Source organism: Streptomyces sp. NPDC097640, assembly GCF_040302705.1.
Taxonomy (GTDB): Bacteria; Actinomycetota; Actinomycetes; order Streptomycetales; family Streptomycetaceae; genus Streptomyces.
On record NZ_JBEOSB010000004.1, the window covers coordinates 318,560 to 344,932 of the forward strand.

General features: G+C 71.6%; 27 protein-coding genes. 15 read left to right on the forward strand and 12 right to left on the reverse strand.

The window, feature by feature from the left end; genetic code table 11:
• Window positions 1–40 precede the first annotated feature (40 nt).
• Window positions 41–622, reverse strand: a complete 582-nt coding sequence (locus ABTY62_RS07885) for a carboxymuconolactone decarboxylase family protein (RefSeq protein ID WP_352128515.1) — start codon at window positions 620–622, stop codon at window positions 41–43.
• 71 nt (window positions 623–693) lie between these two features.
• Here ABTY62_RS07885 and ABTY62_RS07890 point away from each other — a divergent pair, with 71 nt between their 5' ends.
• Window positions 694–1,188, forward strand: a complete 495-nt coding sequence (locus ABTY62_RS07890; protein ID WP_352128516.1) for a MarR family winged helix-turn-helix transcriptional regulator — start codon at window positions 694–696, stop codon at window positions 1,186–1,188.
• A gap of 7 nt (window positions 1,189–1,195) precedes the next feature.
• Here ABTY62_RS07890 and ABTY62_RS07895 read toward each other — a convergent pair whose 3' ends face one another.
• Window positions 1,196–1,894 (reverse strand): GNAT family N-acetyltransferase, encoded by a 699-nt coding sequence (locus tag ABTY62_RS07895; RefSeq protein ID WP_352128517.1) that lies wholly within the window; start codon window positions 1,892–1,894, stop codon window positions 1,196–1,198.
• Between the two features lie 91 nt (window positions 1,895–1,985).
• Between ABTY62_RS07895 and ABTY62_RS07900 the strand changes: the two genes are divergently transcribed.
• From ABTY62_RS07900 to ABTY62_RS07915, 4 genes are all read left to right on the forward strand, one after another.
• A complete protein-coding gene (locus ABTY62_RS07900; RefSeq protein ID WP_352128518.1) occupies window positions 1,986–2,195 on the forward strand; it encodes a helix-turn-helix domain-containing protein in 210 nt (69 codons plus the stop codon).
• The gene (locus ABTY62_RS07905; RefSeq protein WP_352128519.1) at window positions 2,195–2,776 is read left to right on the forward strand and encodes a Clp protease N-terminal domain-containing protein; all 582 of its coding nucleotides are present in this window, start codon (window positions 2,195–2,197) and stop codon (window positions 2,774–2,776) included. Before ABTY62_RS07900 ends, ABTY62_RS07905 begins: the two co-directional genes overlap by 1 nt.
• Before the next feature lie 192 nt (window positions 2,777–2,968).
• A complete protein-coding gene (locus tag ABTY62_RS07910) occupies window positions 2,969–3,481 on the forward strand; it encodes a hypothetical protein (protein WP_352128520.1) in 513 nt (170 codons plus the stop codon).
• A gap of 11 nt (window positions 3,482–3,492) precedes the next feature.
• Window positions 3,493–5,703, forward strand: coding sequence for a DUF6571 family protein (locus tag ABTY62_RS07915; RefSeq protein WP_352128521.1), 2,211 nt, complete (start codon window positions 3,493–3,495; stop codon window positions 5,701–5,703).
• Between the two features lie 126 nt (window positions 5,704–5,829).
• On the opposite strand, the gene ABTY62_RS07920 is transcribed toward ABTY62_RS07915, so the two are convergent.
• The 6 genes from ABTY62_RS07920 to ABTY62_RS07945 all read right to left on the reverse strand — a co-directional run bounded on the left by ABTY62_RS07920 (window position 5,830) and on the right by ABTY62_RS07945 (window position 13,285).
• Window positions 5,830–8,325, reverse strand: coding sequence for an acyl-CoA dehydrogenase family protein (locus ABTY62_RS07920; protein WP_352128522.1), 2,496 nt, complete (start codon window positions 8,323–8,325; stop codon window positions 5,830–5,832).
• Window positions 8,322–8,540, reverse strand: a complete 219-nt coding sequence (locus tag ABTY62_RS07925) for an acyl carrier protein (RefSeq protein WP_352128523.1) — start codon at window positions 8,538–8,540, stop codon at window positions 8,322–8,324. The genes ABTY62_RS07920 and ABTY62_RS07925 overlap by 4 nt, the downstream gene beginning before the upstream one ends.
• 66 nt (window positions 8,541–8,606) lie before the next feature.
• A complete protein-coding gene (locus ABTY62_RS07930; RefSeq protein ID WP_352128524.1) occupies window positions 8,607–10,367 on the reverse strand; it encodes an acyl-CoA dehydrogenase family protein in 1,761 nt (586 codons plus the stop codon).
• Window positions 10,364–11,209, reverse strand: a complete 846-nt coding sequence (locus tag ABTY62_RS07935) for an acyl-CoA thioesterase family protein (protein ID WP_352128525.1) — start codon at window positions 11,207–11,209, stop codon at window positions 10,364–10,366. The genes ABTY62_RS07930 and ABTY62_RS07935 overlap by 4 nt, the downstream gene beginning before the upstream one ends.
• Window positions 11,210–11,215: 6 nt before the next feature.
• Window positions 11,216–11,482, reverse strand: a complete 267-nt coding sequence (locus ABTY62_RS07940; protein ID WP_352128526.1) for a MoaD/ThiS family protein — start codon at window positions 11,480–11,482, stop codon at window positions 11,216–11,218.
• Window positions 11,483–11,515: 33 nt separating this feature from the next.
• Window positions 11,516–13,285: a fatty acyl-AMP ligase gene (locus ABTY62_RS07945; RefSeq protein WP_352128528.1), complete on the reverse strand. Its 1,770-nt coding sequence runs from the start codon at window positions 13,283–13,285 to the stop codon at window positions 11,516–11,518.
• Between the two features lie 274 nt (window positions 13,286–13,559).
• Between ABTY62_RS07945 and ABTY62_RS07950 the strand changes: the two genes are divergently transcribed.
• The 6 genes from ABTY62_RS07950 to ABTY62_RS07975 are packed head-to-tail and all read left to right on the forward strand — an operon-like array spanning window position 13,560 to window position 18,228.
• On the forward strand, window positions 13,560–13,856 hold the full coding sequence (locus tag ABTY62_RS07950; RefSeq protein WP_352128529.1) for a hypothetical protein: 297 nt from the start codon (window positions 13,560–13,562) through the stop codon (window positions 13,854–13,856).
• A complete protein-coding gene (locus ABTY62_RS07955; protein WP_352128530.1) occupies window positions 13,853–14,803 on the forward strand; it encodes an acyl-ACP desaturase in 951 nt (316 codons plus the stop codon). Before ABTY62_RS07950 ends, ABTY62_RS07955 begins: the two co-directional genes overlap by 4 nt.
• Window positions 14,779–15,255, forward strand: coding sequence for a holo-ACP synthase (locus tag ABTY62_RS07960; RefSeq protein ID WP_352128531.1), 477 nt, complete (start codon window positions 14,779–14,781; stop codon window positions 15,253–15,255). The genes ABTY62_RS07955 and ABTY62_RS07960 overlap by 25 nt, the downstream gene beginning before the upstream one ends.
• Window positions 15,256–15,274: 19 nt before the next feature.
• Entirely contained in the window at window positions 15,275–15,631 is a 357-nt protein-coding gene (locus ABTY62_RS07965) for an acyl-CoA thioesterase (protein WP_352128532.1), read from the forward strand.
• A 22-nt stretch (window positions 15,632–15,653) separates the two neighbouring features.
• On the forward strand, window positions 15,654–16,601 hold the full coding sequence (locus tag ABTY62_RS07970; protein WP_352128534.1) for an alpha/beta fold hydrolase: 948 nt from the start codon (window positions 15,654–15,656) through the stop codon (window positions 16,599–16,601).
• A 10-nt stretch (window positions 16,602–16,611) separates the two neighbouring features.
• The gene (locus tag ABTY62_RS07975; protein WP_352128535.1) at window positions 16,612–18,228 is read left to right on the forward strand and encodes an AMP-binding protein; all 1,617 of its coding nucleotides are present in this window, start codon (window positions 16,612–16,614) and stop codon (window positions 18,226–18,228) included.
• Between the two features lie 96 nt (window positions 18,229–18,324).
• Here ABTY62_RS07975 and ABTY62_RS07980 read toward each other — a convergent pair whose 3' ends face one another.
• A complete protein-coding gene (locus ABTY62_RS07980; RefSeq protein WP_352128536.1) occupies window positions 18,325–19,878 on the reverse strand; it encodes a hypothetical protein in 1,554 nt (517 codons plus the stop codon).
• A gap of 186 nt (window positions 19,879–20,064) precedes the next feature.
• Window positions 20,065–21,288, reverse strand: a complete 1,224-nt coding sequence (locus ABTY62_RS07985) for a DUF4032 domain-containing protein (protein WP_352128537.1) — start codon at window positions 21,286–21,288, stop codon at window positions 20,065–20,067.
• 135 nt (window positions 21,289–21,423) lie between these two features.
• Between ABTY62_RS07985 and ABTY62_RS07990 the strand changes: the two genes are divergently transcribed.
• Window positions 21,424–22,527, forward strand: a complete 1,104-nt coding sequence (locus ABTY62_RS07990) for a hypothetical protein (RefSeq protein WP_352128538.1) — start codon at window positions 21,424–21,426, stop codon at window positions 22,525–22,527.
• A 6-nt stretch (window positions 22,528–22,533) separates the two neighbouring features.
• On the opposite strand, the gene ABTY62_RS07995 is transcribed toward ABTY62_RS07990, so the two are convergent.
• Entirely contained in the window at window positions 22,534–23,127 is a 594-nt protein-coding gene (locus tag ABTY62_RS07995) for a TetR/AcrR family transcriptional regulator (protein ID WP_352128539.1), read from the reverse strand.
• 109 nt (window positions 23,128–23,236) lie between these two features.
• On the opposite strand from ABTY62_RS07995, the gene ABTY62_RS08000 reads away from it, so the two are divergent.
• From ABTY62_RS08000 to ABTY62_RS08010, 3 genes are read left to right on the forward strand one after another with little or no spacing between them, the layout of a single operon-like run.
• Window positions 23,237–24,061 (forward strand): SDR family oxidoreductase, encoded by an 825-nt coding sequence (locus ABTY62_RS08000; protein WP_352128540.1) that lies wholly within the window; start codon window positions 23,237–23,239, stop codon window positions 24,059–24,061.
• 2 nt (window positions 24,062–24,063) lie between these two features.
• Window positions 24,064–24,453: a pyridoxamine 5'-phosphate oxidase family protein gene (locus tag ABTY62_RS08005; RefSeq protein ID WP_352128541.1), complete on the forward strand. Its 390-nt coding sequence runs from the start codon at window positions 24,064–24,066 to the stop codon at window positions 24,451–24,453.
• 24 nt (window positions 24,454–24,477) lie between these two features.
• Window positions 24,478–25,344 carry a haloalkane dehalogenase gene (locus ABTY62_RS08010; RefSeq protein WP_352128542.1) on the forward strand — a complete coding sequence of 289 codons (867 nt, stop codon included), beginning with the start codon at window positions 24,478–24,480 and terminating at the stop codon, window positions 25,342–25,344.
• Window positions 25,345–25,399: 55 nt separating this feature from the next.
• On the opposite strand, the gene ABTY62_RS08015 is transcribed toward ABTY62_RS08010, so the two are convergent.
• Window positions 25,400–26,257, reverse strand: coding sequence for an NmrA/HSCARG family protein (locus ABTY62_RS08015; RefSeq protein WP_352128543.1), 858 nt, complete (start codon window positions 26,255–26,257; stop codon window positions 25,400–25,402).
• Window positions 26,258–26,373 lie beyond the last annotated feature (116 nt).

Genomic DNA, 26,373 nt, shown 5'->3' on the forward strand with positions numbered 1-26,373 from the left:
CCCCGCCGTCCCCGTCGTCCGTCGGACCCGGGCCGGCGGCTCAGGCCGCGTGCTCGTGCCAGGCGAAGGGGGCGAGCTGTTCGTCCAGCGGGGCGTCGGTCATCCGGTTGGCCAGGGTCGACAGGGTGTAGGTGCCGATGCCCAGCACCACTTCGAGAGCGTTGCGCGTGGTGTATCCGTGCGCCAGAAAGGCGTTCAGGGTCTCGGGGCCGACTGCCCCCGCTCGCTCCAGCACCTCGATCGTGAAGACCCGTACGGCCTCGAGGCGTTCGTCGGCCAGGGGCCGCCGCTCCCGCAGCGCCGAGGTGAGTTCGGCGTCCGCGCCCAGCGCGGCGAGCTTGCCGGTGTGCATGGCGACGCAGACGTGGCAGGCGTTGCGGGTCGCGATGGTGAGGATGACCACCTCGCGCGCCAGCGGGTCCAGGGTCGTCGTCTCGAACAGTCCGCTGAGCTTCAGGAAGCCGTCCAGCATCTGTGGTGAGGCGGCCAGCCGCGCGACCGGCGCCGGGAGGTAGCCCAGGCGCCGGGCCGCGGCCTCCATGAGCGGGCGTGAGGCGGCCGGCGCGGACTCCGGGGTGTGGTCGACGAACGGGGTGGGTGCGGTGGACGGGTGTGCGGACATGGCGAAGCCCCCCTGGTCTAGGATAGACAACGTGGTTGTCGAAAACGTAAACCAGGTTGTCGAGTTTCGCAATGGCTGATGATGTTGAGGGCGTGCGGGATGCCCGGAACCCGCCGGGCTATGAGCTGCCCCTGCTGCTGTTCGCGGGATTCCGGTCCCTCATCGACCAGTTGCACGCCGAGCTGGCCCGCCAGGGCCATCCGGACCTCCGCCCCGCCCATGGCTTCGCCATGCAGGCCATCGGCCTCGACGGCGCCACTGCCAGCGAGCTGGGGCGGCGGCTCGGCGTCTCCAAGCAGGCCGCGGGCAAGACGGCCGACCGCCTGGAGGCGGTGGGTTACGCCGTACGGGCCGAGGACCCGGCAGATGCCCGGCGCAAGGTGATCCGGCTGACCCCGCACGGCATGGACGCGCTGGCCAGGTCCGCCGCCGTCTTCGAGGAACTGCGCGCGCAATGGGCCGCGGCGCTCGGCCCCGAGCGGCTGCGCGGTCTGGAGGACGACCTGCGCGTCATGGTGCCCCTCAGCGGCTTCCGCCTCGATGTGGCCGGGTGGTTCGGCCCCTGACCGCCGGCTACTGCGGGCTGCTGTCCGTACCGTCCGCGCCGTCCGTGCCGTCCTGTTCGGGCTCCGCCGCCCCGAACAGCTCCCGACACGGCTCGAGCCCCGTCACCCGGACCGGGACGGCGCGGTGCGCCTCCCAGCCGGCGCGCTCCAGGCGCAGCCGCTGGAGGGTGCGGGCCTGCCCGCGTACGGACAGCACCTCGATGCCGTCCGGGCGGTAGCCGATGCGCCGCGAGACGGCCAGCGAGCGCGGGTTCTCCAGCATCGCGGCCGAGATCACGCTGCGCGCCCCCAGCCCCTCGAAGGCCAGGTGGGCCACCGCCGCCCGCATCTCCGTGCCGATGCCCTGGCCCTGGTGGGCCAGGCCCAGCCAGGAGCCGGTCTCCGCCTCCCGGGTCACCGCGAAGTCGGTCGCGAACAGGTCCTGACGGCCGACCACCTTGCCCTCGTGCAGCACCACGAAGCTCATGTTCCACTTCTCCGGGCGCCACTCCGCGATGGTGCCCAGCAGGTGCTGGAAGCTGCTGCGCCCGACCTGCTCCGGCGGCGCGTCCGTCCACGGGATGGAGAACGGCATCTCGGCGGGGTCGTGCACGCCCGCCACCGCGAGCGCGGCCATCTCGTCGAGGAGCGCCAGGTCCGGAAGGCGCAATTCCAGGCGTGGTGTGGTGAGCCGGAGCCCGAAGGGCGGCCAGTAATGGGGGTCCATGGCGAGAGGTTGCCGGACATCCGGGCGTCCGTCGAAGCAATTTTGTCAACCATGGTTGACATGGGCTGTCGTGTCAACCTAGATTGACGCCATGAACGAGGCAACGAACCTCGCCGAGCGGGCGGGTGACCAGGACCCCCGGGTCGGGCTGCGTGCCGTCGCCGCGCTCCGCCGGCTGTTGGAGCAACTGGAGGCCGTGCAGGTGCGCAGCGCCCGCGCGAAGGGCTGGTCGTGGCAGGAGATCGCCGCCGAGCTGGGAGTCAGCCGGCAGGCGGTCCACAAGAAGCACGGGAGGCATTGATGTTCGAGAGGTTCACCACCAGCGCGCGTGAGGTCGTCCGGGGCGCGGTGAAGTACGCCGACGACGACGGCGGCGGCGGCACGGGCGGCGGCACCGTGGGCGAGGCGGAGTTGCTGCTCGCGCTCCTGGACCGTACGGGCACCCCCGCCGCGGACGTCCTCACCGCCCTCGGCGCGGCCGGGCGCCGCGCGGCGATCGAGCGCGACCTGGCCGCGGTGCGCCGCCGCGGCGGCATCTCGGCCGAGGACGCGAAGGCCCTGGCCGGGTTCGGCATCGACGTCGAGGAGGTCGTCGCGCGGGTCGAGGGGGTACACGGCGCGGGCGCGCTCGCCGGGCCCGCCGTGCCCCCTCGGCGGCGCGGCCGGCCGCTCCGGCGCCCCTTCACACGGGAGGCCAAGTCGGTCCTGGAACGGTCCCTGCGGATGTCGGTGGGGCGCGGCGACAAGCACATCGGCGACGAGCACCTGCTGCTGGCCCTGACCGCCCGCCCGGGTCTCGCCGCGCATGTGCTCGCCGACCACGGGGTGACGTACATCCAGGTCGAACAGGCCCTCGCCACCCACCGGGCCAAGGCCGGCTAGGTAAAGATCCGTTTCCTTTCCAACCCCCCCGCTGACCTGCGGTGAAGACCGTGATCTACAGATGGAGTAGGGCTTCCGTTTCCATTTCCGTAAAGATCCGTACGCCGACGTCCCGAACCATGCCCAAGGGACAGCCGACGGCGCACAGCCGTTCGGGGCGTCAGGGGGAAGCGGGACAGGGGGAAAGCGGAAATGTCCTTCGACGAGGAATGGGCCCAGCTCAAGGCCGCCGCGCAGGGGGAGCACTCGGTGGCGGGGCGGTCCAGCGGTATGCGGCTCAACCAGCTCGACGGTGGCGGTGGTGGTGGGGTCACCCCGTCCGGCGGGCTGTGCACGTCTCCGGCGCAGAAGAAGACGGCGGCCGGGGTGATCGAGGACGAGCTGGAGCCGGGCCTGGTGAAGGCGGGCGACGACGCGGACACCAAGTCCAACACCGCGATCACCGAGTTCCATGGCTGGGACACGGCCCTGGGGCTCAAGCATGTCCTGACCGAGTGGCAGACGCAGGTGAAGGCCCTGACGAAGCGGATGGGTGGGGAGAAGGAGGCCCTGCGCAGCACCAACGTCCTCTTCACGGGCACGGACCTGCACACCGGTTCGAGCTTCTGCAGCGTCCTCCCGCTCCCGACGTACTCGTACGGCACGCCTGCCGGCGGCGGCTCGCAGCCCACGTTGCCCCTCCCCCTCACCTCCTCGCACCCCTGAGAGGGAACCAGATGGTCACCTATCGCCAGGTCATGGACACCGACCTCGCCAAGCTGACCGACGCCGCCCAGGCGTGGGAGGACATGGCCGACGAGCTCCAGAAGCTGGAGACGACGTACCAGACCAAGGTCCAAAAGGTCAGCGCCGGAATGTCCTGGAGGGGCCTCAGCGCCAACTCCGCCGCCAACACCGCCACCCAGACCCGCCATGAGCTCGACGCGGCCCAAGTGGAGGCGCGGGCCGTCGCGGATCTGCTGCGCGATGCCCACGGCCAGTTCGTACGGCTGGTGGGCCTGGTCAAGGGCGCGGTCAAGGAGGCCCAGCAGGCCGGGATGAAGGTCGACGCCGACGGCCGGTGCACCTTCGACTACGCCAGGGCCACCAAGGAAGAGGCATTCGCCGCCCATCACGACCCCGACCTCGCGGAGACCGAGCGCTCCTGGACCAAGAGGATCGAGCAGGCCGTCCAAGCCGTCGACGACGCGGACTACGGCGTCAAACTCGCGCTGCGGGAGTCCGTGAAGGACACGGACGGCAAGGGCGATCCACATGGCTTCAACGGGGCCGCGCAGGGCGATGTCGAGGTGTACGAGGGGCGGCGGGCCACGGACCTCGGGGAGAAGCTCATCGACGGGAAGCTGTCGCCGGCGGAGCTGAAGGAAATGCAGATACTGATGCGCAACAACGCGCACAGCAAGCCCTTCAGCCAGACGTTCCTCAGCGGCCTGGGCGCCGGGGACGCCATCAAGCTGAGCGACAAGCTCGTCGGGCTCTCGTACAACCGCGACGGCACGGTCAGCAACACCGAATATCTCTCCGTGGAGCAGGGGCTGGCCCATTCGGTGGCCACGGCCACCGAGGTGCCCGGAACGCTCAAGGAGCGCCCGCCCGGCTCACCGCAGTTCAACGCCTGGCTGAACAGCCCGGACGGAAAGTTCTTCCGTGAGTGGACGGAAGGCGTCCGCAAGGTCGGCTTCGAGACGTACGGCAGCAAGCAGGTGCCGCGGTACGGCTACCAGTCGTATCTGACCATGCTCCAGAACTACGACAAGTTCGACGACCAGTACCTCTACACACTGGGCGACGACATCATCAAAGCGGAGAAGAAACAGCCTTCGGGCGTATGGGACGAGTGGACCGGCGCCGACCCCAAATTCGTCAACGATCCGCTCGACACCGTCCTGGGCCTCATGAGCAAGGACCCCGACACCGCCACCGCGTTCCTCGACCCCGAGGGCAAAGGGCCGCTGAAGAACGACCACCTCACCTATCTCATCGAGCAGCGCGACTGGCCGAAGCAGGTGATGAACGGTGGTTACGGCCCGCCCATGACGATGGACGACACGTTCGGCAAGATGGGCTTCGGCGCCGCGCTCGAAGCGGCCGCCACCGGCCATGTCCCGGGCACCGACTACCCCCTGGGGAAGCACACCGAGGACCAGGCCCGGGTGATGTACCAGGCCATCGAATCACTCAACAAGGCGGGCGCGGCCGAGAACCTGGACCCCATGCTGCGCAAGCCGATGGCGAACATCCTCGCCGACTTCACCCCCGACCTGCACCAGACCCTCGCCCGCGACAACACCCTCTACCGCGAGCACAACGGGCTCTGGAACGAGAACGGCGAACTCAGGGTCTCCGTCCCCGAGGAACACCTCGTCAAGATCATGCGCGGGGTCGCCAACGACCCGAACGCGTTCGCGGATCTCTACAACGCCCAGCGGCACTACGCGGCGGGGACCTTCGCCGGCATGCCGGAGAAGGTCTCCGAGCACACCCGGGTGCCGATCCAGGAGGCGTCCTCGGTCCTCGGCATGTACGACGGGGTGCGTGCGGACGTCCTCTTCGACGACCGCGACAAGAAGATCCAGTGGGAACGGGACTTCAACAACGCCCTCACCAGCGTCACCAGCATCGGCCCGAAGTTCGTGTCCAACAGCGCCGCCGCGTTCGGCTCGGAGATCCTCTACCGGATCATCCGCAGTGAATCCCACGGCATCATGTGGGATCGCATCAAAGAGGCCAACCTGGACGCGAGCGTGGAGAACGCCAAGCAGTTCACGGCGGGCCAGAGGGAGGTCGACTCCATGGTTGCCAACTGGGCGGAGACCCACGGCCACGCCAAGGACAGCGACTACACCAAGGACCTCATCGGCATCGGCCAGACCAAGCACGCCGAGGGCCGTAACCAGGCGCTGATCCATCTGCGCGCCGACTACTGATCCCACCTGCGCCACCCGCCCCACCTGCCCCACCCGCCCCGCCCGAACCTGGCGCCGGAAGCGGCGTGGACCGCGCGGGTCCCGCCGCACCGCCGCGGGACCCGCGTCAGCCCGTCCCCGGGCGCCTCAGGCGGGGCGTCGCGCCGCGATCAGCCGGATGCCGAGCGCCGCGTCCTCCCACGCGGTGCGCACATGCCCCAGCTTGGAAGCCGCCAGCGCGCCCTCGACCTCGCCGTCCTCCGGAGTCCGCCCGCCTGCGAGCGCGAGGTCCAGGCGCGCCGCCGCGGCCCCCAGCGGGCGTTTGGGCGGCAGCGGACACGGCAGGACGAGCCAGCCGCCGGGCAGCAGCGCCGTCGCGGTCGCGGCGACGGCCGCCCGCAGCTCGGCGCCGGGGAGCCCGGCGGCGGGCAGCCAGGCGAGCGCGAGCCGGTCGTCCGCAGCGAAGCCCGCCTCCGTGCCGTTCATGGCGTCGCCGACCCGGACCCGCACTTCTCCACCGCCCACGGCCACCGGCTCCGGCTCCAGCGCGAGCACCGGCACAAACGGGATATGACGCGCCAGCTCGACGGCCGACCGCCCGCCGTCCCCGGCCGCGCAACCCACCTGGGCCCCGGGCCGGTCCAGCAGCTCCGGCAACCCCTCCAGCCTCCCCAGCAGGGAGTTGACCAGCACATCCGCCAGCGCCGCGGCCTCCCCACCGCATCCGGTCAGCGACTCCCGCCCCGCGCCCGGCTTTCCGTCCCGCAGCCGGACCCCGCCGTCCAGCGCGCGCCGCAGCCGCGCCGCGCCCGGCTTTCCGTCCCGCAGCCGGACCCCGCCGTCCAGCGCGCGCCGCAGCCGCGCCGCGAACGCCGAGGCGCGCGGGCCGCCGATCAGCACCCGCTCCAGCCCCTCGTCGGCGACGTAGCGGCCCTCAGCGTCCTCGCCGTCCCGGCGCGCGACCGAGGCGGCCACCAGGGCCTCAAGCAGCCCCTCGGCGAGGGCCGGTGGCAGCTCCCCGGCCGCCTCCCGCGCCGTGCACGGCTCCAGCAGCCGCCCCAGCAGCCCGGTCTCGTACGCCACCCCGCACGCCAGCAGGCCCCACGCCCCGGCCGCCGGCTGCGCCGGCCGTCCCTCGAACAGGCCCGCGGGCCCCTGCGGCAGTGCCTCGGGCGCCCGCCCCGACCGTACGGCCGCCAGCAGGGCGTGGGCCCGGTCGAGCAGCGCGGCCACCGCGGCGCGCCCGTCCGGCTCCAGGGTGTCCAGGGCGCCCGGCCCGGCCGCCGCGACCACCGCCTCCGCCTCGTCGGCGAACTCCCCGCCGCCCCCGTACGCGACGGCGTGCAGCGCCCACCACCCGTCCGCGAGCTTGGCGACGGCGCGCTCCGCGGCCTCCTCCCGCACCCGCTTGCCCTCCAGGCCGACGATGGTGCGCTGACCCAGCTGGAGCAGCAGCATCTCCTGGGAGCCCTGACCGGAGATCAGGCCCAGGATGTCGCGCATGAACCGCTCCCACGGGAACGCGGACATATACGCCTCGCCGCCCTGGAGGCCCATCACCAGCTGGCCCACGCGCAGCGCGCACTCCGACGCGTGGTGCTTGGCGACGGTGGCGAACTCGTCGAAGTGCGGGTCGCGGTCCGGCGACCTGGTGCCGTCCAGCGCCCGGTAGACGCTCGCGCGGGACGTCTGGAGCAGCATGCGCAGCTCGCCCACCGACCGCTCGACATTGGGGTAGTCGAGGACCCGGCGCCCGCCGCGCCTGCGGGAGTCCAGCGCCTCCACACAGTTCTCGATCACCCCGTCGAGCGCGCCCAGCACCCCGCACGCGCTCATCGTCCGGCGGATGCGCGCATAGGTGTTGAGCTCGCTGAGCGCGTCCGCGCGCCACAGCAGCCGCGTCCGGGGCAGCCGCACCTCGTGCAGGATCACCTGGCCCAGGCCCATGGTGTGCATGCCCATGGTGTCCATGTGCACGGGCGTGACGCCCGGGTCGTCCTTCTCGACCAGGAACGCCAGCATGTCGTTGGACGCCTCGTCGCGCAGGAACAGCACGAAGAGGTCGGCGAAGCGCGCCCCGGCCAGGAAGCGCTTGGCGCCGTTCAGCACCCAAACGTCGCCTTCCAGCCGCGCTGTGGACTGGTAGTCGTACGGGTCCCGGCTCTCGTACGCGCCCTGTACCCCGAAGCGCCGGCCGGCCACGAGATCCGGAACGTACGCCTCGATCAGCTCTGGGGTGCCGCTGGACAGGATCAGCTCGGTGATCTCGACGCTGATGTCCAGCAGCACGGCGAAGCCGGGGTCGCGCGAGAGCCGGGCGATCTCCTCGACCACCACGCCCCACGCCAGCTTGTCCCGCCCCTCGCCGCCGATCTCCGTCGGCAGCGAGAACCCCAGCAGTCCCAGCTCTCCGGCCTGTTCGAAGACGCGGTTGTCCAGCGGCCGGCACTCCTTGTTGCGGAAGTGCGAACCGGGGTTGGCCGCCTCCAGGACGAAGCCCCCGAACCGCCGCCGGGCCTCGCGCCGGATCCGCTCCACCTCGGCGTCGAGCGTCCGGTGTCCGGGGGCGGCGGCCCGGTTCATCACATCGGCGGCGTGCGCCCGGCCCGTCATGCCCTGGCCTGTCATGCCGCGGCCCGTCATGCCCCGGCCCTCTGCGTGTCGCCGCTCTCCAGCTCGCGCACCAGGTCCTGGAGCGTCTCCTCGCCGAGGAAGCGCTCCAGCGGGATGGTGACGCCCGTGCGCTCCTCGACCTCGACGGAGAGCTGGGCCGCGGTGAGCGAGTCGATGCCGATCTCGCCCAGCGGCCGGTCGCCCGGCAGCCCCTGTCCGTCGAGGCCGAGCAGCTCTCCGATCAACGAGGGCAGCCAGGCGCCGGCGGACCCGGCGGTGCCGTCGCGGTGTTCGGTGGTGATCGCGTCCTCCTAAGGTCGGCCCGGCGCCGGCCCCCGGTGCTGCGGCGCGAGCCGCAGCGGCACGAGGGAGAACGCCCGGTCGTCGTCGTCAAGGTCGGTCAGCCGGCGCACCAGCCGCTCCTCGGCCTCCCGGTCCGGCCCGGCCGGGAAGCCCAGCCGCTCGACCACGCGGCGCAGCGCGGCCGAGAGCCAGGCCCGGTCGGCGGCCAGGCCGCCGAGCGCCTCCCGGCGCCACAGCCAGGTGTGCAGACAGCAGGCGCCCGCGTGCACCAGGCAGTGCCGGCGGGCCGCCTCGTACGCCTCGGAGTCGCGCGCCGTGCCGAGCGCGCGCAGCGTCTCCCGCGTCTCGTCCCGCACCTTCAGCAGGGTGTGCCCGAGCGAGGACAGCTCCTGGTCGTCGCCCAGCGCCGCCACCGCCTCGTCGAGGAGGTCGACCACCTCGTCGGCGGCGCCGTAGGTGAGCGCCGGGCGCTGGTCCCGGGGCGCCACCGGCGGCACCGGCTCGCCGAACCCGAACAGCAGCGGCAGGGGCACCTCGGCGCGCCCCGCGGCCCGCCGCCGCGCCCCGCTGACCAACTGGGCGCGCACCGTGTCCAGCTGGACCAGCTGGGTGCCCTCGAACACCGGGGTGATCGCCACATCGCGCACCAGCTTCTGGAACGCCCCGCCCGCGACCCCCTCCCGCAGATACCCCCGGGCGCTCAGCACCTCGCCGCACGCGTTCACCGCGTCCACGCACAGCGCGGGCACCACGTACTTGGCCACCGCGGACCACAGCGCCATCCGCTGCCGCGCCACATCGAGGCCGCGCGCCGCGGCCAGCCCGGTGCACTCGGCGATCAGCAGATCGGCGAAGGCCCGCGCCAGCAGCGAGCGCACCGGCGCGAGCGCCAGCGCCGGCTCGCCGTACAGCACCCGCTCGCGCGCGTGCCGCAGCGCGATGCGCAGCGCGGTGTCGGCCGCGCCGAGGCTGCTCCCGCCCACCAGTGTCCGGGTGAACTGGAGCATGCCGGTGACCATTTCGATGCCGCGGCCCGGCCGCCCGATCATCGCGCCGGCGCCGATCCGGCAGTCGCTGAGGACGAAGCCGCTCAGGTCATGGCCGCGCAGGCCGTGGGTGGGCACCTTCGGCAGCCGCCGCACCCCGTCGTCGCCGACGGCCTCGAAGTCGACCAGGAACAGCCCGAACGACGGGTCGGAGGCGGCGAGCACGGTGGCGAACGAGGACCGGCTTCCGTTGCCGACCAGCCACTTCCTCCCGTTCAGCACAAACCCGTCGGCCGTGGGCGCCGCGCGGGTGGCGGTGGCGAGCAGATCGCTGCCCGCCGCCTCCTCGCTGATCCCGGCGGTGCCCCAGGCGCGGCCGAGCGCCAGCTCGGCGACCCGGCGCCGCTGGGCGTCGTCACCCCAGACCCACACCGGGGTGGTGGCCAGGAGCGTCGAGCCGAACCCCACCGAGACCGCGAGCTCGCGGCGCGACACGGCGCGCACCACGGCCAGCAGCGACTCGAAGGAGGCGAGCCGGCCGCCCTCGGCGACCGGCACCAGATGCTCGTGCAGCCCGGCGGCCCAGGCCGCCTCGTACGCCGCGGTGGGCTCGGCCTCCAGGTCGTCCGCGCGCACCCCGCGCGCCAGCGACATACCGGTGTCCGGATCGAACGGGCAGCCCAGCGCCCGCTCCAGCTCCTCCGCCGCAGCAAACGCCGCAAACGCCGGAAACGCAGGAAACACCGGAAACGCCGAGAACATGGACAGCGATGCCCCGGTCATACGCGCTCCACCACGATCGCGTACGGCCCGCCGTCGAAGCCGTCGGCACTGTCGCCATCGGCGAGCCCCAGCTCATGGACGAACGCGACCCGACCGCCATGGCGGTGGACCGTGGTGTGCACCCGCAGCTGATCCCACAGCTGACCGGCGCGCAGCCACGTCGCGTCGACCCGGCGGATCCCCTCGGCCAGCGCCCGGCGCAGCTCGGGCACCTTCCCGCCGTGCCGCAGCACGCACTCCTCCCGCGCGCCGCCCGCGAACCCGAGGGATTCGACCCAGTACCACTGGTCCGCCACCTCGCAGTGGTGGCGGTGGACCCGGAACGTCGTGGTGTGCGAGGCGATCCGCTCGCCCTCGCGCTCGAACTCGGCCAACAGCCCGCGCACCGGCGACAGATACGGGGAGCGCTCGACCTCGTCGTCGTGGAAGCCCGCCACGAACGAGTCCGGCAGGGTGGTGGGCGCCCCCGAGAGCGCCTGGTCGCCGCTGAGCCGCAGCGGCACCGAGGTGGCGCGGGTGCGCACCGCCACGCCCGCCGGGCCCGAGACCGTCATCTCCATCTCCAGCTGCGACGAGCGCGGTCCGCGCACCCGGGCGCGCACATCGACCAGCGCCTCGTCGGCGTCGGGGAACCGCAGGGGCCGGTCGTACTCCAGCTGCCACGCCCACAGCACGAATCCCACCCGGTGCTCGGACACCAGCGTGCGGTGGCCGCACACATGGTCGCGCAGCCAGCGGGTGCCGGCCTGGAAGGCGAGCCGGCCGACGGCGGTGGGCTGGAGCTGCGCCGGGGTGAAGAGGCTCGCGTCGAGCACGACCTCGTAGGCGGAGCTGCGCGGCATCGGCGGCTAGCCTCCGGAGATCGCGGTGACGATGTCCACCCGGTCGTCCTCGGTGGCCTCCCGGTCCAGCTCGGCCAAGGTGAGCTTCTCGCCGTTGAGGGCGATCAGATGCGTGGCGCGCACGCTTCCCTCGCGGTCCATCAGCACCTCGGCCAGATCGGGGTAGCGATCGGTCAGCGCGGTCAGCCCGTCGCGCACGGTGGCGCCGCCGACCTCGATCTCGTTCTCGTAGCCGGTGAACCGGAGCAGGACGCCCCGCACTTTGACGATCACGTCGGTTCCCCTTCGTGGACCTGGTGGATGTGGTCAGATCGCTCGCGCGGGCCGGGCGGGAGCCTGCCAGCGGGCGAGCTCGTCGAGTTCGCCGGCGAGGAATCGGCGGCGTGCCAGCCAGCGCTGCACCTTGCCGCTCGATGTCTTGGGGATGGTCCGCGGCCGCACCAGGACCACGGTGTACGGCGGGACGCTCAGCTCCATCGAGACCGCCCGCCGGATCCCTTCGATGGCCACCGCGTACTGCGCCTCTTCTGCGGGGTCGGCCTCGTAAACCAGCACCAGCCGCTCGGCCGCGCCCTCGTCGTCCTCGACCGCGAAGGCGGCGCCGCAGTTGCGGCGGATCGCGGCGACCTCGGTCTCGCAGACCCGCTCGATGTCGACGGGGTGGTAGTTGCGCCCGTTGACGACGATCAGGTCCTTCAGCCGCCCCGCCGGGAACAGCTCGCCGTCCTGGAGGAACCCGAGGTCGCCGGTGCGCAGATACGGGCCGTCGCCGGTGGTGGTCGTGGCGCCGAAGGTGGCGTCGGTGTCCTGGGGGCGCCGCCAGTAGCCGTCGGCGACGCTCGGCGAGTCGATCCAGATCTCGCCCACCGCGCCCTCGCCCAGCGGTTCGCGGGTGGCCGGGTCGGCGATCAGCAGCCGGGTCCCGGGGCCGGGGGAGCCGCAGCCCACCAGTGATCCCGACCGCTCCGAAGGCCCGGCCGGGCGGGCCGTGCCGTGCGCCTCGAGCGCGTCGCGGGCGACCGACACCGAGCGCCAGCCGCCCAGTGGTTTGCCGCCGGTCACGAACAGAGTCGCCTCGGCGAGTCCGTAGCACGGATAGAACGACTCGGCTCTGAAGCCGCACGGCGCGAAACGCTCGGCGAAGCGGGTCATGGTGTCGGCGCGGACCGGCTCGGCGCCGGTGAAGAGGAGCTCGACGCCGGACAGGTCGAGCCCCTCCAGGTCCGCGTCCTTCGCGCGCCGTACGCACAGGTCGTAGGCGAAGTTCGGGCCGCCGGTGACCGTCACGCCGTAGCGGGAGACCATGCGCAGCCAGGACAGCGGGCGGCGCAGAAACGTCACCGGTGACATAAGGGTGGCCGGAATGCCCGCGGACAGCGGGGTGAGGATGCCGCCGATCAGCCCCATGTCGTGGTACGGGGGCAGCCAGACGCCTCCCGAGCTGCCCGGGTGCAGCCCGAACCCGCGGGCGATCTGCGCGGAGTTGTCGATCAGTTGGGCATGGCTGAGCATGACGCCGCGCGGCAGCGACGTGGACCCCGAGGTGTACTGGAGCAGGGCCAGCCGGTCCGGCCGGATCTCCGGCAGGGAACCCACGTCGGCCGGGTCTGCCGGGGCTGCCAGGTCGGTCGCGATCAGCCGGGGGGTGCGGCCGGCGAGCGCCGTGGTGAGCCACTCGGCCAGCACCGGGGCGAGGTCCGAGGTGGTCAGGACGGTGTCCGAGCCGGTGTCCTCGACGATGGCGGCGAGCCGCGGCATCGTACGCGCCAGCCGGGCCGGGTCGGGCGGGAAGGCGGGCACCGCGGGGACCCCGGCGTAGAAGCAGCCGAACAGCCCCGCGAGGTAGTCCAGGCCGGGCGCGAAGAGCAGCAGCGCGGGGTCGGTCCGCCCGCCGGTGGCGGCCGCCAGCCCGGCCGCGACGGCCCGTGCCCGGGTGTCGAGCTCGGCGTAGGTGATCTCGGTGGCCGACTCGTCGGCCTTGATAAACCGGTAGGCGAGGGCGTCTGGCGAGCTCGCCGCACGTTCACGCAGCAGCCGCGCGAAGCTTCCGGCCTCGCGCCCCTGTGGACCAGCCAACTGAGCCGTCACCCCCCGTGGTGGACACGGCGAGCAAGTGTTACAGCGATCTTGACGGTTGGTCAATGATCTTATTTTCAGGGTCGGTTGAGGGATGCAGCGCCGGATTCCGCGGGTTGCCGGGGGATTGACGCGAATTGCCGAGATTTCGCTGCCCCAGTACATCCGGTATTTCGGAGATGCCTTCGGCCTGTTCGGTTCGGTTTGGCATCAACTTGCCTCCTTCTTCGACCGCTTGGTCGCTGTAAGTCGCCAACCACTACGCTTCTGATCCATGGTCACACCTGAAGTAGAGCCTTACATCCGGCAGAAATTTGCCGAGAACGCAGGCCTCACGGAGGAGCAGTTATTCACGGCCGAGGCGACATTGGCCGACGTCATCGCCAGTAGCCCGCGAATGACCAACAGCATCGATCTCATGGAAGCGTTCGCACGCACCGCAAACGGATTGCGCAAGGACTACGGGGTACGGGTGCGCCTCCCCGCCCTTCCTCTCGACACCCCGATTACGACGGTGCTGAAGACCTTCCTCGAGGAATTCGAACGTGAGCAAAAGGAGGCTGCCGTATGAGTATTGCCGACACCGGCCGCGCCTCCTCCCCGGTCATCCGCCGGCCGGCCGCCTCCGACGGGCCGCCCGCCCTCATCACCGACCTCTATGCCGCGCTGACCAAGCGCGGCATGTCCCTCGTCGACGTCACCTGGGAGCAGCAGCGGCTGCACGAGTCCCGGCGGTGGAGCGTCGTGGAGCTGCTGGCGGCCGTCGACCTGGACAGCCTCACCCCGCTCGACCGCAACCTGGTCTGGAACGCGGGCCGGGCCGAGCTGACCACCAAGCCCGGGGCGGACCGCCTCGAGCGCCAGTCGGAGGCCGAGGTCCGGCGCTGGCAGGACAAGAACCCCACGATCGCCTCGATCATGGAGGCGTGCGGCACCTGGAGCCGCTACTGGAACGAAGAGGAAGCCCACCACGAGACGGTCTTCAACCGGCTGGCCGACCTCAGCGGGATGGAGCCGATCTCGGACGAGACCTTCATCCAGTTCCGCCAGGTCTTCCCCGACGACGACATGCTCCGCACCCTGGTGCTGCTCGCCATCTCGGAGATCACGGCCGCGGTCAACTACGGCCAGTGCCAGCACGTCATCGAGGACCCGGGGCTGCGCCGTATCTTCAAGCAGGTCGCCGCCGACGAGATTCAGCACCGCAACTACTTCGTCTCCTTCGCCAAGGCGCTGGTGGACAGCGGCGAATACCCGGCCAAGGACGCGTTCGCGGTGGCCCACCTCTTCCTCCGCGAGGACGGTGAGCTACAGGGGAGCGCCCGGACCCAGCTGGAACAGCGCGGTTCGCATGTGAACTGGTGGGACCAGCTCGAGGTGGGCGACAACGACTTCCGCCCCGAGGCGCTGGAGAAGAAGGAGCAGCTGATCTGCGGCGCTCTGAAGAAGATCACCGGGATCGAGGTCCATTCCCGTGAAGAGGTCGAGGACACGTGGATGGATCTCGTCGGGAGCTGATCGGTCTGGGGCACGACCTCCAGCTGGTCAGTGAACTGGAGGTCGCTTCCTCGCTCCGCGAACCCGATGTCTTCTTCACCCGCGGAGAACTGCGCCACTTCGCATCGAAGGTCTCTCCTCTGGAGAGCATGGCGGGGGCGTTCGCGGCCAAAGAAGCTCTTTTCAAAGCAATTCCGGCGGCCGCTGAAACCTGGTTCTGGACCGATGCCGAGCTGGTCCACGACCACCATGGCGCACCGCGGTTCCAGACCCATGGAGCGCTGGCGGGCCATCTGGCCCGGCACCGGCTGCGGGTGAGCGTCTCGCTTTCGCACAGCGGCGGCCTTGTCTCCGCCGTGGTCATGGTGACCGGCGGGACCTCGGCACTGACACGTTTCTTCGATACGACCAATCGGGCGGTACGACGTGTTTTTCGGCGAATCCCGGCTGACCCTGCCGGTGCGCCCCAATGACCTCGATGCGCTGGGGCATGTGAACAACGCGGTCGCGCTCGAATACCTGGAGGCCGGGCGGTGGGACTGGCTCGGCCGCCAGGGCCTGGTGCACGGCGATCGCATGATCGCGGTGGTGGCCCGCACCGAGATCGACTACCTGGCGGAGATCCCGCGCGGCCGGATCGAGGTGTGTACCTCCCTCGAGTCGCCGTCCGCGGAGGAGTTCGACGAGGACGACCTCACCTTCCGGGCGCGGTTCCGGCAGCGCATCCACCTCCCGGAGGTGGCCCGCCCCGCGGTGGACGCCCTGATCACCGTGGCCTTCCTGGACGCCGCCCAGCGGTGCCTGGTCTCGATGCAGGACTTTCTCGCGGCCTCCGCCGTCTCGAACTGAACCGGCAGGAATGGAGAGCGCGATGAGCACGGCAGCTGATCCGGCCCGTGAGCCGGCGGAGACCGAACGCTGGGTGCCGACCTCCGACGGCCATGAACTGCACCTCAGGCAGGTGCGACCGGGGGCCGGCGACGGGGGAACGCCCGGCGTGCTGTTCCTGCCGGGCCTGTTCTCGGACGGCGGCTTCTTCCTCGGCAGATCGGGGGAGGGGCCCGCGAAGGCGTTTCTGGACGAGGGCTTCACCGCGTATGTGGCCTCGCTGCGCGGTCACGGCCCCAGCCGCTGGCCCGAGCGGCGCGCCTACGACTGGAACTTCGACACCTATGTGCGCCACGACGTGCCGGATCTGGTCCGGGCGGTGTCGGCCACCCACGACGGGCCGCTGTTCGTCCTGGCCCACAGCATGGTCGGCTATGCGGCCCTGGCCGCGCTCGGTGTCGACCCCGATCTACAGAAACGGCTCGCCGGAGTGGCCACCGTCTCCTCCGCGGTCAACGACTACAGCGACGGCGGACTGTCCAAACGGGCCCAGCTGACCCTCTCCTCGGTGATCTCCCGGCTGGTCGGGCGGTTCCCCGCGCGGGCGCTGAAACAGGGACGCTTCGACGAACCGCCCGGGCTGATGCGGCAGTTCGCCGCCTGGGCCCCCTCCGGCGCCTTCCGCAGCGCCGACGGAGCGACGGACTACTGGCAGGCCCTCGGCCAGGTGACGCTGCCGGTGCTGGTCGGGATCGGCGCGGGCGACTCCTTCCACGCGTCCCCCGCCCGGGCCCGGAAGCTCGCCGACCACCTGGGCGGCGGCGCCGAGTTCACCGTCTTCGGGCGGGAGACCGGGCTCAGCTGGGACCCCGGCCATGTCGATGTGCTCCGCGGCGCCCGCGCCCAGGAGCAGGTGCTGCCCCGGCTGGTGGCCTGGATGCGCGGGATCACGTCACCCGGCGACGCCACCGACGACACGACCAAGGAGTAGGAGAGGCGCGGTGCTCGAGCACATTCAGCGCAACCAGGAGTACCCGCCCGAACGGGGCCTGTACCTGTACGACAAGTTCAGCGACCCGCCCGAGTTCATCAGTTACCGGGACTTTCCCGAGCAGGTCGCCGCGTACGCCGACCACTTCCGCGACCAGGGGATCGAGCCGGGGACGCGGGTGCTGTTCCCCTTCGAGACCTCCAGCGCGGTGATCTTCGCCTTCCTGGGCCTCATGGAGCTCGGCGCCGTCCCGCTGTCGGTCAAGCCGCTGGTCCTGGACACGCCCAGGGACTCCTATCTGGACTTCCTGGGCCGGGTCGCGCGGGACTACGAGGCGGCCCGCGTGCTGGAGGTCCCGACCCTGGCGACGCTGGACCTGCCCGTCCCCGGCCTGCCGCTGCCGCCGGCCGGGATCCGCAAGGCGGGCGCCCGGCTGCGCACCCCCGCCGCCGACGAGCCGGCGTTCGTCCAGTTCTCGTCCGGATCGACGTCCTTCCCCAAGGGGATCCCGGTCCGGCAGGACATGCTCCGCGCCAACCTGGACATGATCACCCGCACGGATGGCCGGAAGCCCGAGGAGCGGGTCAGCAGCTGGCTGCCGCTCTACCACGACATGGGCCTGGTCGGCGGCCTGCTGTCCTGCCTCGCCGTGGGGTGCGATCTGCTGCTCGCCGAGCCGATCACCTTCCTGTTCGACGCCTGTGGCTGGTGGGAGCACATGGCCCGGGAGGGCGCCGCGGGCACGGTGATCCCGAACTTCGCGGTCGACTACTCGCTCAAGCTGATGCAGGACCTCGACGCCGAGGAGCTCGCCGAGATCGACCTGTCCCGGGTGCGGTCGATCTACCTCGGCAGCGAACCCATCAACCTGCCCAACCTCGACGCCTTCCTGGACCTGATGGCCCGGGCGGGGTTGCGGCGCGATGTGTTCATGCCCTGCTACGGCATGGCGGAGGCCGTGCTGCTGGTCTCCAGCCGCCCGGTGAGCAGCGAGATCCGGGTCGTCTCCACCCCCGCGGGGGTGCCGGCCATCTCGGTGGGCCGGCCGATGCCGGAGTACAGGGTGCGGCTGCGCGATGAACAGGGCCGGGTGTGCGAGGACGGCCAACTCGGCGAGATCGAACTGACCGGCGGCAGCCTGGCCGACTCCTACCTCGACAAACAGGCCCCGCTGACGGGGGACGACGGCTACTACGCCACCGGCGACATCGGATTCCTCGACGACGGCGAGCTGTTCGTCACCGGCCGGATCAGCGACCGGATCAAGGTGGGCGGCCAGAGCTACTTCGCCGCGGACTTCGAGCAGGCGCTGGAGCAGCTGGAGTTCGTACGCGACGGCCGCACCGCAGTACTACAGATCGGCCCGGACATCGTCGTCCTGACCGAGGTGGACCGCCCGGCGCGCGAGGACATCGAGGGCAGCCGGGCGAAGATCGTCGACCATCTGGTGCGAAGGGTCGGGGTGACGGTGCGGGCCTCGGACGTGCACTACGTACGCCCCGGCCAGCTGGAGCGCACCAGCAGCGGCAAGCTGCGGCGGCGGGCGATCGCCGAGGCGTACGAGCAGGGGCGGCTGAAGGGCCTGACCTTCGGCCTGCCCGCGGGCGCTCAGGACGCGACCGGGTGAACCTACACGGCTCCGCCGCGCCGGGCCCCGCCCCAGACCCCCGTCCGGGGGCGGAGCCCAAGCCGCGCGGCGGAGCCGCATGCTGATGGCCCGGGGCTACTTCGCCCCGAGCACCAGGGCCAGTGGTGACTTCTCGCCGGAGTCCGTCGAGGGTTTCGATGCGCTGTCGTTCCCGATGTAGAGCCGCCCGCCGGCGTAGATGACCTGATGGTGCAGCGACACGCTCTCGATGAACGCGGTCTCCTCCGGGTTCTGCATCAGCTTCTTCTTCTCGTACGACTTGGTGTCGACGCGCCAGACCGCGCTGCCCTGGCTGAGCGTGGCCTCCTGGTAGGCGATGAGGGAGCCGTCCTTGTCGAGACTGACCGGCACCAGCGGGCCGCCCTCGGCGCCGTCGGCCTTGGCAGCCACCTTGCCGGTCTTCAGGTCGATGGCGACGATTTCGTTGGACGGGCCCGACTCGGCGCCCGCACGGTAGTCCGTGCCCAGGTAGAGCGTGTTGGCCGACTTGTTGACGACGATCTCCGCGCAGCCGCCGACGTCGGTCGCCTCGCAGTCGGCCTCGTACTTGCCGCCCTCCATGCCGAACTTGCTCAGCAGCTTGCCCTCTTTGCCGCTGTCGTCGACCGCCAGGAAGTCGGAGACCCCCGACCCCGACGAGCCGCCCGCGTTGACCCCGAGGACCAGCGGGTCCGTGGACACCACATGGACGTACTTGATGCCCGTGGTGACCTTGTACGAGGACTTCACCGCCCGCGTCTTCGGGTCCACCGTCTGGACCTCGAGCTGCGGGCTCCCCGACACCTCGCACTCGCGCACCGCGATCAGCTTCGGCCCCTCGCCGACATAGCCGTTGTCCGAGCAGTCCTCGTCATCGTTCGGCATCCACAGCGGCTTGCCGTCGATCGACCAGGCCGCGCCGCCGCTGATGCCGCCCGCCGCGACGGTGTCGCCGCCTATGGACACCTCATCGAACATGATCGGGCTGTCGGAGGCCCATTCGCCGGTCTCCTTGCCCTGCTTCGTCCAGAGCAGCTTGCCCTTCTTCAGATCCACGAGGCCGACCTGGGTGCAGACCGGGTTGTCCTCCGAGTCGTCCTGGAACAGGACCGCGGTCAGGCCCGACTCGGTGACCTGCGGCGATGCCCAGCAGAGCTCGCCCTTGAGCGGGATCTCCCACGCGGCGGTGCCTCCGGCGAGCGGATAGCCGACGATCTTGTTGACGTCCGACTTGACCCAGTTCTTGTCGGTCACCCACATGCCGGGGGTGTTGACCAACTCGTCGACCTTCGGCATCGGGATCTTGTTCAGCAGCCGTGCGTCGACGGTCCCGGACGCCGAGTCGCCGCCCTTCCCGCCCCCGCCGTCGTCGCCCGAGTCGCTGCCCACGGCGAGCCAGACGCCGCCGGCGACCAGCGCGATCGCCACCACGGCGCCGACGATGACCCCGACGGGCGACTTCGACTGCTGACGCCGACGGCTCGCCCGGCCACCGCCGGGCGGCGGGCCGGGCAGGGGCCCTTGCTGCGGCATGTGCGGCATCTGTGGCTGCTGCATGAGCGGCTGCTGCGGCATCTGCGGTGGGGCCGGCGGTCCCGGGGGGCCCGGCGGCGGATAGCCGTATCCGGGCGGCGGGGGCGGCTGGGACATCCCGGTTCTCCTTCTCGCAGGGGTGGTCGCACGGGTCGCACGAAAATGTGGACCGGCAATGTGAAGCGGCAGCGAGAAGGATTTCTATCAAACACGCGCCATTGATGCACGCCGCGGGTCCGGATTCCCGGAAAACCGCAGTTCACGCGATTACTGATCTAAATTCCAGTGGAAATGATCCGTGGATTATTTTCCGAATTCCGCCTGCCGGGGACCGAGCACCGTCCGCACATAGTCCTCGACCGCCGCCTCGAGCCCCACGTCCCGGCCCGTCTCCTCGCACAGCAGCCAGCGGTGTTCGAGCAGTTCGTGGTAGATCTGCGCGGTATCGGTGGAACCTCGCAGCTCCAGGGGCACGGCCCGCACGGTGGGCCGGAAGACGTCGCGGACCCAGCGGTGCGCGAGAACCTCCGGGCGCGCGCCGAGCGGATCGCCCGGAGCGTAGTCGTCCTGCGAGACCATCCAGGTCTCCAGGTCGTTGAGAAGGCTACGGGCCTGATTCTCCTCCGCGTCGAGACCGGTCAGCCGCAGCAATTGCCGCTGATGATGTCCGGCGTCCACGACTTTCGGCAGAAAAGTGACCGTATCCCCGTCCGGCGAGCTCTGGATCTGCATTTCCGCGACATCGAAACCGAGATCGTTCAGCCGCCGCACCCGCCGGTCGATGTAGTGCCGCTTGGTCAGCGGATAGACCGACTCACGGGTCAGCTCGTGCCACAGCTCGTCGTACCGCTCGACGATGGCGCGGCCGAAGAGCACCGGATCCACCGAGGGGTGCAGCGACCCGCCCGCCTCCAGGTCCATCAGCTCGCCCGCTATGTTCACCCGCGCGACCTCCAGGTCATAGCTGCGCTGCCCGCCCGACAGCCGCGGATGGAGCTGCCCGGTCTCCGCGTCCACCAGATACGCGGCGTACGCGCCCGCGTCCCGCCGGAACAGGGTGTTGGACAGCGAGCAGTCGCCCCAGGCGAAGCCGCTCAGATGCAGCCGCACCAGCAACACGGCGAGCGCGTCCAGCAGCCGCTTGATGGTGCCGGGCCGCATCGTCGTCTCGAACATCGACCGGTACGGCAGCGAGCCCACCAGATGCCGGGTGATCAGCGCGGGCTCCAGCGGCTCCCCACCTTCATCGGTCCGCCCCGTCACCACCGCGACCGCGTCCACGGCGGGCACGGCCAGCCGGTCCAGGTCCCGCAGCAGCCCGTACTCCCGCACGGCCGCCCACTCGCCGACCTCCTTGACCGCCACCACCTCCCCGCCCGCCCGCGCGAACCGCACCACATGGCGCGAGATACCGCGTGGCAGCGCGACCAGATGCTCGTCCGGCCACTGCTCCAGTGGGATGCTCCACGGCAGGTCCAGGAGGGCGGCCGGGTGCTCGGGGGAGGTCGCGGTGATTTTGAGGTCCATGGGACACCAGTGACACACCAGCGCGCCGGAGTCCAGGGTCCGGCGCCCGGCAGCGACGGGCATCACACCTGGCCGGGGGCCATTGTCGGACCCTGGCCCTACGGTTCTCACAACGCCGTCCACACCGGAGGGGCCATGACCTTCGCCGCCCGTCTCGTCACCACGCTCGCCGCGCCCCTGGACCTGGCCGCGGCGGACGCCCCGGCCCCGCAGGTCGGGCCGGAGGCCCGGCTGGTCGTGCAGCGTGGCGATGCCGAGGTGGTGGCGTACGACCTCGATGAGTACGCCGCCGGGGGCGAGGCCGCGAAGGTCCGCTTCCCGGCGCCCTGGCCGCGCCGCTTCGGCACCGTCACCGTCTCCCCTCGCCTGGACCTCGCCGTCTTCGCCGGGGTGCACGCGCTGCGCGCCGTGGACACGGCGGGGGCGGTGCGGTGGGAGGTCCGGCACGGCTGCTGGGACGGGAGCTGCCGCGAGCTGCACGCGTCGTTCGACGAATACCCCGAGTCCCACGGTCATCTGTATGCCGACAGCGGCTCGGCGGCCGTCGCGGCCGACGGCAAGCTGGTCTGGGCCCATATCCGCGGCCCGCTCGCTTCGGACGCCGACCCCGATCCGGCCGCGCTCGACGAATGGCTGGTGCTCGACGCCGCGGACGGCAAGGTGCTGGCCCGGGTGGACGCACAGACCGCGGCCGCCGGATCGGACCATGTGCCCCACCCCGACCCCGGGCAGATGGGCCTGAGCGTCGGCGAGGGCCAGGACGGGGTGCCGCTGCTGTGGGGCCGCTGGGACGGCCGGACGCTCACCGTGGACCGGCTGGGCGGCGACGACTGGGTGCTGCTGGCGGTCAGCCCGTCCGGCGACCGCTTTCTGACGGTCACGCACTACCAGGAGACGCTCGCCGTGCACCGCGCCGCCGACGGTTCGGTCCTCGCCGAGGCGGACGCCGCGACCGCCGTGCCCCGCCACCCCGAGACGCCCGCGGACAGCGACGAGGACGAGCCGTACTGGGACTACTACGCCGGCTTCCTCGACGAGGACACCGTCATCGCGGCCACGGCCGGGAGCGACGAGGAGTTCGGCGCCGAGCGCCACTGGCTGCTGGACGCGGCGCGGATGGGTGTGACCGGGCAGATCGACTACCCGTTCCCCATATCCGGCTGGCCCACGGCGCTGGGCGACGGCACCTGGCTCACCCGCTCCGAGGCCGGGGACGCCCTGCACCTGTGGACCCGGTGAGCCGGCTCAGCTCAGGGAGTCGAGCCAGCGGGTGAGGCGGTCCCCCTCGCGGGTCATGATCTCCGGGTCGCGCAGGGTGTTGGCGAGCAGGGACATGCCCTGGTAGGCGCTCACGAGCGTGAGCGCCAGGCCCTCGGGGTCGGCCATGCCCAGCTCGCGGTACTGCCGCTCCGCCCAGTCCAGCAGCTGCCGGATGACATGGCCCGCCACCAGGTCGAGGCCGCCCTCGGCGCGTTTGCCGATCTCGCTGGCGAGGGTGCCGGTGGGGCAGCCGTAGCGGGCCGCGGTGTCGCGCTGCCCGACCCACGCGGCCACCAGCCCCTTGAGACGCTCGCGCGGGTCGGGGAGCTGGTCGAGCTGGTCGGTGAGGGCCTTCAGATGGGAGACATGCTCGGCGAGGGCGGCCTCGACCAGCTCGTCCTTGGTTTTGAAGTAGTAGTACACATTGCCCGCGGGGACATCGGCGGCGCGGGCGATATCGGCGATGGTCGTGCGCTCCAGCCCCTGCTCGTGCAGGACTCGGGCCGCTGCGGCCGTCAGTCGCTGCCGCTTGCCGACGGCCTTCTGCCGACGAGGTGGCGCATCCGCTGAGTCAGTCACCCGACTAACTATAGACAACCGGTGGTCGAACTGTGCTAGCGTCGTCCGCGACGGGTTAGTCAGTCAACTAACTAACTCGACGGCCAACCTCTGGAACAGGGAGAACAACATGATCGTGGTGACCGGTGCGACCGGAAACGTCGGGCGGGCGCTGGTGCGGACGCTCACCGAGGCCCAGCTGCCGGTGACGGCCGTGTCCCGGCACATCACCGACGCCGACGCGGCCCCGGAGGTACGGGCGGTGGCCGCCGACCTGGCCGAACCGGCCGGTCTGCGGGACGCGTTCGAGGGAGCGGAGGCGCTGTTCCTGCTGGTGGCAGGCCAGGACCCGCAGGGCATCCTGGGCGTGGCGAAGGCCGCCGGGATCCGCCGGGTGGTGCTGCTGTCCTCCCAGGGCGCGGGGACCCGCCCCGAGGCGTACGGGCACCCGCGCCAGTTCGAGGCGGCCGTACGGGAGTCGGGGCTGGACTGGACGGTGCTGCGCTCGGGCGGAATGGACGGCAACGCCTTCGCCTGGGCCGAGTCGATCCGCACCCGACGGGAGGCCGCGGCGCCGTTCGGCGATGTGGGCCTGCCCTTCATCGACCCCGACGACGTGGCCGCGGTCGCCGCCGCCGTCCTGCGCGACCAGGCCCCCCACCAGGGCGCCACCTACACCCTCACCGGCCCCGCCCCCACCACCCCGCGCGAGCGGGCCGCGGCGATCGCGGCCGCGCTGGGCGAGCCGGTGCGCTTCACCGAACAGACCCGCGAGGAGGCCCATGAGCAGATGGCGCGGTTCATGCCGCTGCCCGTGGTCGAGGGCACCCTGGCCATCCTGGGCGAGCCGACCGAGGACGAGCGGCTGGTGAGCCCCGACGCCGAACGCATCCTGGGCCGGGCGCCGGGCACCTTCGCGGCCTGGGCCGAACGCAACGTCGCGGCCTTCCGGTGAGGATGCCGACGACAGTGTCGGCCGAGGACTTCCTCGCCGAGTCGCACATCGCGACCCTGACCACCTTGCGCCCCGACGGCTCGCCCCACGTGGTCGCGGTGCGCTTCACCTGGGACGCGCGGGCGAGCCTCGCCCGCGTCCTGACCGTCGACACGACGCGCAAGGCCAGGAACCTCACCGCCGGGCCGGGCGGGCGCGCGGCGCTCTGCCAGGCGGTGGGGTTCCGGTGGGTGACGCTCGAAGGTTCCGCCACCGTGCACGACGCCCCCGACCGGGTGGCCGAGGGCGTTCGCCGCTACACCGCGCGCTACGGGACGCCGCCGCCCGCCCCGCCCGGCCGGGTGGTCATCGAGATCGCGGTCGACCGCTTGACACGCCTCAACCTCCGTTAAACGGACCGGATAAAGGAACCAACCATGCCGCTTCAGCACATCCACGACTCGACCATCCACTACCAGGAGTCCGGCACCGGTGTGCCGATCGTCTTTCTGCACGGCAACCCGACCTCCTCCTACCTGTGGCGCCACGTCATGCCGGCCGTAGGGGCCGGACGGCTGCTGGCCCCCGACCTGATCGGCATGGGCGAGTCGGGCAAGCCCGATATCGACTACACCTTCGCCGACCACGCCCACTACCTGGACGCCTGGTTCGACGCGCTCGACCTTCAGGACGTGGTGCTCGTCGGGCACGACTGGGGCGGCGCGCTGGCCTTCGACTGGGCCGCGCGCCATCCGGACCGGGTGCGCGGCATCGCGTTCACCGAGACCATCGTCAAGCCGATGGCCTGGGAGGAGTTTCCCGAGGGCGGCCGGGAGCTGTTCCGGGCGATCAAGACCGACGGCGTCGGCGAGGCGATGATCCTCGACGAGAACGCCTTCATCGAGCAGGCCCTGCCCGGCACCGTCGCCACCCCCCTCAGCCAGGGCGACCACGACGTCTACCGCAAGCCCTACCCCACCCGGGAGAGCCGGCTGCCGCTCCTGCGCTGGCCGCGCTCGATGCCGCTGGGCGGTGAGCCCGCCGACGTCGTGGCCAGGATCGAGGCGTACGACCGGTGGCTGGCGGCCAGCCCCGACGTGCCCAAGCTCCTGCTGACGTTCGCGCCCGGGCCGGGGGCCATGATGCACGAGGACGTCATCGCCTGGTGCGCGGCCAACATCGCCGCCCTGGAGATCGAACGCTCCGAGGCCGTCGCCGGGCACCACACCCCCGAGGACCAGCCAGTACTGATCGCGGAAGCCGTCTCGGCCTGGGCGGACCGACACGGCCTCCGCCTCCCGTGAACCCGGTTCGGGAGCGCGGCGGCGGGGCCAGGGAGCGCCGCGCTTCGGACCCGGCTCAGCCCAGCGGACGCGGGCTGGGCCACCGCTGGCCGGCGGCCCACTCCGCGAAGGAGGTCCAGGCGACGTCCGGGAGTTCGGCGCGCAGCGCGGCGATGTCCACGGCATAGCCGGTCTCGGTGAGGAACGTGAACATGGCCCCCATGTCCTCGCTCGCCCGCCGCACCAGGTCCAGCGGCACATGGCGGTACGCCACCGGCCCGCCCGCCGCCTCGGCGATCGCCTCGGCCATCTGCCGGGGCGTGGGCGCGTCGCCCGCGACCTCCACCCGCCGTCCGATCCACCGCTCGGGGTCGGCGATCACCGCGGCCACCACCGCGCCCAGGTCGCGGCGGGCGATCTGCTGGAGCGGAGTGTCACCGGGGATCGCGAGCGACAGCAGGCCCTGGCCGATCTCGTCGAGGCCGCCCAGGGCGTTCTCGAAGAAGTACGTCGGCGCGACCACGGTCGCCGGCAGGCCCGCCTCCGCCAGCGTCTGCTCGATCCGCGCCTTGCTCTCGAAGTGGGGAATGCCGGTGGAGCGGTCCGCGGAGGCCACCGAGGCCAGCACCAGATGCGCCAGCCCCGCCCGGCCGGCGGCCTCGACGATCGCCTGCCCCTGCCGCACCTCCGCGTCCGTGCCCGACTCGAACGGCGTGGTCACCGCGTACGCCGCCGACGCGCCCTCGAACGCCGCAGTCAGCGACGCGGCGTCGGACAGGTCGCCGGGGAACACCTCCACCCCCTGCTCGGCGAGCCGGCGCGCCCGCGGCGCAGCGGGGTCACGTACCACGGCCCGTACGCTCTGCCCGGACGCCAGCAACGCCTGTGCCACCGCGCCGCCCTGTCCACCGGTGGCTCCCAGCACTGTGATCATGCGTACTCCGTAGAACGGCCGAGACCGCCGGCCTCGGAACTCGATGGGCGCGCTCGTGCCCCGTGCGCCCCATGGTTGTACACGATCATGGTCGGCTCAGGTTCGGCGGCACCCAG

Excerpts from the sequence above, each read along its gene's own strand:
- ABTY62_RS07935 (WP_352128525.1), bottom strand. The coding sequence starts at position 11,209 with ATGCCGCGCAGCTCCGCCTACGAGGTCGTGCTCGACGCGAGCCTCTTC.
- ABTY62_RS07950 (WP_352128529.1), top strand. The coding sequence starts at position 13,560 with ATGGTCACACCTGAAGTAGAGCCTTACATCCGGCAGAAATTTGCCGAG.
- ABTY62_RS08000 (WP_352128540.1), top strand. The coding sequence starts at position 23,237 with ATGATCGTGGTGACCGGTGCGACCGGAAACGTCGGGCGGGCGCTGGTG.
- ABTY62_RS08010 (WP_352128542.1), top strand. The coding sequence starts at position 24,478 with ATGCCGCTTCAGCACATCCACGACTCGACCATCCACTACCAGGAGTCC.
- ABTY62_RS07930 (WP_352128524.1), bottom strand. The coding sequence starts at position 10,367 with ATGACCGGGGCATCGCTGTCCATGTTCTCGGCGTTTCCGGTGTTTCCT.
- ABTY62_RS07885 (WP_352128515.1), bottom strand. The coding sequence starts at position 622 with ATGTCCGCACACCCGTCCACCGCACCCACCCCGTTCGTCGACCACACC.
- ABTY62_RS07970 (WP_352128534.1), top strand. The coding sequence starts at position 15,654 with ATGAGCACGGCAGCTGATCCGGCCCGTGAGCCGGCGGAGACCGAACGC.
- ABTY62_RS07980 (WP_352128536.1), bottom strand. The coding sequence starts at position 19,878 with ATGTCCCAGCCGCCCCCGCCGCCCGGATACGGCTATCCGCCGCCGGGC.
- ABTY62_RS07910 (WP_352128520.1), top strand. The coding sequence starts at position 2,969 with ATGTCCTTCGACGAGGAATGGGCCCAGCTCAAGGCCGCCGCGCAGGGG.
- ABTY62_RS08005 (WP_352128541.1), top strand. The coding sequence starts at position 24,064 with ATGCCGACGACAGTGTCGGCCGAGGACTTCCTCGCCGAGTCGCACATC.
- ABTY62_RS07985 (WP_352128537.1), bottom strand. The coding sequence starts at position 21,288 with ATGGACCTCAAAATCACCGCGACCTCCCCCGAGCACCCGGCCGCCCTC.
- ABTY62_RS07900 (WP_352128518.1), top strand. The coding sequence starts at position 1,986 with ATGAACGAGGCAACGAACCTCGCCGAGCGGGCGGGTGACCAGGACCCC.
- ABTY62_RS08015 (WP_352128543.1), bottom strand. The coding sequence starts at position 26,257 with ATGATCACAGTGCTGGGAGCCACCGGTGGACAGGGCGGCGCGGTGGCA.
- ABTY62_RS07990 (WP_352128538.1), top strand. The coding sequence starts at position 21,424 with ATGACCTTCGCCGCCCGTCTCGTCACCACGCTCGCCGCGCCCCTGGAC.
- ABTY62_RS07895 (WP_352128517.1), bottom strand. The coding sequence starts at position 1,894 with ATGGACCCCCATTACTGGCCGCCCTTCGGGCTCCGGCTCACCACACCA.
- ABTY62_RS07955 (WP_352128530.1), top strand. The coding sequence starts at position 13,853 with ATGAGTATTGCCGACACCGGCCGCGCCTCCTCCCCGGTCATCCGCCGG.
- ABTY62_RS07915 (WP_352128521.1), top strand. The coding sequence starts at position 3,493 with ATGGTCACCTATCGCCAGGTCATGGACACCGACCTCGCCAAGCTGACC.
- ABTY62_RS07905 (WP_352128519.1), top strand. The coding sequence starts at position 2,195 with ATGTTCGAGAGGTTCACCACCAGCGCGCGTGAGGTCGTCCGGGGCGCG.
- ABTY62_RS07890 (WP_352128516.1), top strand. The coding sequence starts at position 694 with ATGGCTGATGATGTTGAGGGCGTGCGGGATGCCCGGAACCCGCCGGGC.
- ABTY62_RS07920 (WP_352128522.1), bottom strand. The coding sequence starts at position 8,325 with ATGACGGGCCGCGGCATGACAGGCCAGGGCATGACGGGCCGGGCGCAC.